This is a genomic window from Actinomycetota bacterium, assembly GCA_005774595.1.
In the GTDB taxonomy this organism is placed as follows: Bacteria; Actinomycetota; Coriobacteriia; order Anaerosomatales; family D1FN1-002; genus D1FN1-002.
Window position 1 is genome coordinate 1 of sequence record VAUM01000170.1, and the last position, 4,081, is coordinate 4,081.

A 4,081-nucleotide genomic window follows, 5' to 3' on the forward strand; every position below is an offset into this window, starting at 1 on the left:
TCCCACGACCGCGCGGGCGTTGTGCTACCCCGCGCTCACGGGCGCGTGCGTCGCGGGCGACCGCGTGCTGCTCAACACCGCTGCCGTCGCGCTCGGGCTCGGCACAGGCGGCGTGCACTTCGTCGTGGCGCGCGCTCCGGAGGTGGGCGCGCTGATCGCGCCGAGCGGCGGGCACGTGATGAAGCTGCGCTACACGCCGTTGCAGGTCGACGTGGTGTGCGTCGAGGAGGACGAGGGCGCGGCGGGTGCCGCGATGGCTGCCGCGACGTCGCTCGGGGGCATGCCGGTGGTCTGCTGCGGCCTGCATTCGCAGGTGCCGCACGTGTGCGCGGGCGTACGCGCGGTCAGGCCCGACGCGCGGATCGCGTACGTGATGACCAACGAGGCGTCGCTGCCGCTCGCGCTGTCCGACCTCATGCGCGCGTGCGTGGGCGCGGGGCTGGTCGACGAGACCGTGACCTGCGGCCAGGCGTTCGGCGGCGGGCTCGAGGCGGTGAACCTGCACTCGGGGCTGCTCGCGGCGCGCGCGGTCGCGCAGGCGGACGTGGCTGTGGTGGCGATCGGGCCGGGGGTCACCGGCACCGCGACGCCGTTCGGGCACGGCGGCGTGGCGCAGGGCGAGGCCGTGAACGCGGCGGCGGCGCTCGGCGGGCGTCCGGTGGCCGCGCTGCGGCTGTCGTTCGTCGACGCGCGCGAGCGGCACCAGGGCGTGAGCCACCACACGATCTCGGCGCTCGGGACGGTCGCGCTGGGGCGCGCGGTGGTCGCGGTGCCGGCGCTGGCGGACTCGGAGCAGGTGCGCGCGGTCGACGCGGCACTCGCGGACGCGGGCGTGTGGGGGCGGCACGAGCGTGTGGACGTGCGCGTGGATCTGGGGGAGCTCGACCTGCGTGGCGTCGAGGTGCGCACGATGGGCCGCGGCGTGGACGACGACCCGGCGTTCTTCGCGGCGGCCGCGGCTGCGGGGAAGTGCGCGGGGGAGCTGCTCTAGCCGACGGCAGCGCGCCGCGTGTCGCGGTCCTCACACCCCGAGTTCGGGGTGCTCTGCCGCAAGCCAGGCGAGGACGTCGTCCAGCAGGAGGACCACCTCATCGATCAGCTCGTCGGCCTCGGCGTGCGTCGCGTAGCCCATCCCGTCGTAGTCGACGTGGTTGCGCTTGATGCGGCATGCGTCGAGGTACCGCGAGCGTTCCAGCTGCTCGGGGCCCATCACCAGCGGCAATGACCGCATGGTCGTCTCATGGTGCCCGGGGCCGGCCGCTCGGTACCCGGCCGCGTGCAGCGCGAGCGACGCGAGCATGAGGGCTGCCGAGTAGGCGGTCGCGAACCGCCGGTCGGCGGAGATGCCGAGGTTGGCGGCGTCGTCCAGGTCGCGTCCGACCGCTTCGAGCAGCGCAGCACGCTCGCTACTCGTCGGGCGGTGTGGCCTGAGCCGGCCTTCCTGCGACCATTGCGGCAAGTTCATCGTCGGACCCGATGATCCAGATGCGCGGAGAGGCGAGGACTTGCGTCACAAAGTGGTCGTCCGTCGCGCGGTCGCGGAGCCCAGCCGGCGTGTAGGTGACGATGTTGAGGTGTCGCCCCAGTGTCTCGGGGCCGGGCAGTTCGAGCGAGGCGAGCGTGCGCAAGGAGAGGTCGCCGATCACCATGAGGTCGATGTCGCTGTCCGAGGTGTCCGTGCCACGCGCAACCGAGCCGAACACCCACGCGAGTGCGATCCGCTCTGCGAGCGGAGACATAGCCTCGCGCAGTGTGGCGGCGAGAGCGACCGTTCGAAGCATGAGGTCGCGCAGTGGAGGCCACGCAGGGTGCGTGGCGTCGACGACGTACTCCACGTGCTTGCCCCGCGGGGTTCGCACGATGAGCCCCATCCGGGTCAGCCGTGCCAGTTCGCGCTGCACCAAGTACAGGCTCGAGCCCGTGAGTCGTGAGAGTTCGCGCTGGTAGAACGAGCGTTCCGGCTGCGCGGCGAACCGGCCGAGCACGGCGACCAGCGTCTCCGAGGCGAACAGCTCGGAGATTGCTGAAAGACCAACGGAATTTGTCATATGACCAGCCATGTTGGTCAAGCATAGCGCATGCCCTTCGCTGCCGTCGAGGCCAGCGTGGCACGTGGGTGTGAGCGGGGTCCTACCGGATCCTTACTCATGGCGTGCGGGCGCTCGGCGCGGCGCTGCGGATCCGTCAACAGCGCCGAGCCATATTGGAGGCTAGCGCCTAGGGTTCAACATGGAGGGAGCAGTCAAGGGGCTTGGGCGGCGGGTCGGGTACCTACCGTGTGAGAGGCAGTCGCGCTGCGAGGAGCCGCCCATGATCATCGGCGTGCCGAAGGAGATCAAGGACAACGAGTTCCGCGTGGGCGCGACGCCCGGCGGCGTGCGCGAGTTCGTCGCGCACGGGCACGAGGTGGTCGTGGAGGCCGGTGCGGGCGAGGGCTCGTCGATCACCGACGGCGAGTACGCGGGCGCCGGCGCGCGCATCGCGCAGACAGCCGAGGAGGTCTGGGCCGCCGACCTCGTGCTCAAGGTCAAGGAGCCGCAGCCGCCCGAGGTCGCGATGCTGCGCGAAGGCCAGGTGCTGTTCACCTACCTGCATCTCGCGCCCGACCGCACGCTGACCGAGGCGCTCGTGGCGAGCGGGGCGGTCTGCATCGCGTACGAGACGGTAGAGCGGGCCGACGGTTCGCTGCCGCTGCTCGCACCGATGTCCGAGGTGGCGGGGCGCATGGCGGCGCAGGTGGGCGCCGAGTACCTGCTCAAGCCGATGGGCGGGCGCGGCATGCTCATGGGCGGCGTGCCGGGCGTGCTGCCGGCGAAGGTCGTCGTGATCGGCGGCGGGACGGTGGGCAAGAACGCAGCTTACATCGCGATGGGGATGGACGCCGACGTGACCGTGCTCGACGTGGACCTGAACAGGCTCGCGCACCTCGACGACCTGTGGGGCAATCGCGTGCACACCGTGTTCTCGAACACGCACAACATCGAGGCCGCGGTGCGCGATGCGGACCTGCTCATCGGCGCGGTGCTGGTGACGGGCGCGCGGGCGCCGCGGCTGGTCACGCGCGAGATGGTGGCGGGCATGAAGCGCGGGTCGGTGATCGTGGACGTGGCCGTCGACCAGGGCGGCTGCATCGAGACGACGCATCCGACCACGCACAGCGACCCGACGTACGTCGTCGACGGCGTGCTGCACTACGGCGTGGCGAACATGCCCGGCGCGGTGCCCAACACGTCGACGTACGCGCTCACGAATGCGACGTTCGCGTACGCGCTCGCGCTCGCCTGCAAGGGCTGGCGCGCGGCGTGCGCGGAGGACGCGGCGCTGGCGAAGGGCGTGAACGTGGCCGAGGGGCGGGTCGTCAACGCCGCCGTAGCGGAGGCGCACGGGATGGCGTGCGCAGCGCTGTAGCGAGTGGCGCCGGCGGTGCGGTGGGGTGGTCACAGTCACCCGTCACCCGCTCTCCGTCAACCCGCGCGCGGTCTCGGCCAGCCGCGCCCGCATCCGCTCGCGCAGCGGCTCGGTGAGGTAGCGCGCCGCGCGGATCCCGCCGTCGTCCATCCCGAGCAGACTGACCTGCTCCGCGCCCTTCACGGCGCAGAGGATGAGGCCGAGCGTGGGTGCGTCGAGTTCGCTGCGCTCGTACCGGTCGAGCCAGGCGCAGTACAGCTCCATCTGCCCCTTGTCGCCGGGCTTGAGCTTGCGGGTCTTGAGTTCGATCGCCACGTAGCAGCGCATCCCGAGGTGGTAGAAGAGCAAGTCGAGATGGTAGTCCTCGCCGTCGACGGCGATGCGCTTTTGCCTGCCGACGAACGCGAAGCCGGCGCCCAGTTCGAGCAGGAAGCGCTGCATGTCGTCGAGGATCGCCTGCTCGAGGTCGGACTCGCTGTGCTCGGAAGGCAGGCCGAGGAAGTCGAGCACGTGCGGGTCGCGGAAGGTGAGGGCCGGGGGAGTGGCGCCGGACTCGCGGAGCGCGGCGAGCTCACGCTCGAGGTCGGTGATGCCACCGCCGCTTGCCGCGAGCGTGCGCTCGTACAGCTTGCCGTCCACTTGCGCGCGCAGCGTGCGCACACTCCAGCGCTCG

At 71.5% G+C, this 4,081-nt stretch carries 5 protein-coding genes; 2 read left to right on the plus strand and 3 right to left on the minus strand.

The genetic code is table 11. The features are described 5' to 3' along the window. Positions 1–991 (plus strand): DUF3866 family protein (locus tag FDZ70_07170; GenBank protein ID TLM74401.1); only part of this gene is annotated, 991 nt, incomplete at its 5' end. A 30-nt stretch (positions 992–1,021) separates the two neighbouring features. Here FDZ70_07170 and FDZ70_07175 read toward each other — a convergent pair. Beyond that, positions 1,022–1,465 carry a DNA-binding protein gene (locus FDZ70_07175; protein ID TLM74402.1) on the minus strand — a complete coding sequence of 148 codons (444 nt, stop codon included), beginning with the start codon at positions 1,463–1,465 and terminating at the stop codon, positions 1,022–1,024. After that, a complete protein-coding gene (locus FDZ70_07180; GenBank protein ID TLM74403.1) occupies positions 1,407–2,069 on the minus strand; it encodes a nucleotidyltransferase domain-containing protein in 663 nt (220 codons plus the stop codon). Before FDZ70_07180 ends, FDZ70_07175 begins: the two co-directional genes overlap by 59 nt. A gap of 241 nt (positions 2,070–2,310) precedes the next feature. On the opposite strand from FDZ70_07180, the gene ald reads away from it, so the two are divergent. Further along, a complete protein-coding gene (ald, locus tag FDZ70_07185) occupies positions 2,311–3,408 on the plus strand; it encodes an alanine dehydrogenase (protein TLM74404.1) in 1,098 nt (365 codons plus the stop codon). A 42-nt stretch (positions 3,409–3,450) separates the two neighbouring features. On the opposite strand, the gene FDZ70_07190 is transcribed toward ald, so the two are convergent. Then, the coding region (locus FDZ70_07190) for a DUF1016 domain-containing protein (protein ID TLM74405.1) at positions 3,451–4,081 on the minus strand (631 nt) is incomplete at its 5' end.

What these genes read in the sequence shown, in the direction of transcription:
- FDZ70_07175 (TLM74402.1), bottom strand. Translation starts at nt 1,465, where the DNA reads ATGAACTTGCCGCAATGGTCGCAGGAAGGCCGGCTCAGGCCACACCGC.
- ald (TLM74404.1), top strand. Translation starts at nt 2,311, where the DNA reads ATGATCATCGGCGTGCCGAAGGAGATCAAGGACAACGAGTTCCGCGTG.